This window comes from Vibrio sp. 1249-1 (assembly GCF_033340495.1).
The window spans coordinates 1-548 of record NZ_JAWOWJ010001014.1 but is presented as its reverse complement, the minus strand read 5'-3'; the positions used below and the strand labels follow the sequence as shown (position 1 = coordinate 548).

The following is a 548-nucleotide window of genomic DNA, read 5'->3' as shown; positions in this document are numbered from 1 at the left end:
GTGGGGATATGATGCTTCCAAAACTAACCAAACCAAGCCTCGCCATACTTTCCCTGCTCGGGCTCAGTGCGTGTACCACTGTGGGGCCAGACTATGCCCACCCACCGCAAGCGTCATTGCCAAGCGATTGGTCGGTGCAAAAAGCAGCCAAAGATACGCAGCAATCCCAGCAACAATTACAACAGTGGTGGCAGCAGTTTAACGACCCGACGCTCAATCGATTAGTCGAGTTGGCGAATGAGCAAAACCTAGACATAGAAGCCGCGGGGCTGCGCATTGTTCAAGCGCGTTCATTACTTGGCATTTCGACCGGCTTGCAATACCCGCAAGTTCAAACCGTGTCAGGAAATCTAGCGCGTGCCTACGTGAATGATCAGGGTGTAAACAACGCCGCTCTGTCGTTTGATGCTGCGTGGGAAATGGATATTTGGGGCAAATACGCTCGTGGTATCGAATCTGCAGAAGCTGGTTATTACGCATCCATCGCGTCGTATCACGACATCATGGTCACCATCACCGCCGAGGTGGCGCGTAACTACATTAACTAT

Annotated in this window: 1 protein-coding gene; it reads left to right on the top strand. The window is 52.0% G+C overall.

Annotation, left to right across the window (positions count from 1 at the left end; all coding sequences use genetic code 11):
* Positions 1–8: 8 nt before the first annotated feature.
* A partial coding sequence (locus R7Z50_RS30205) for a TolC family protein (protein WP_318150108.1) occupies positions 9–548 on the top strand: 540 nt, incomplete at its 3' end.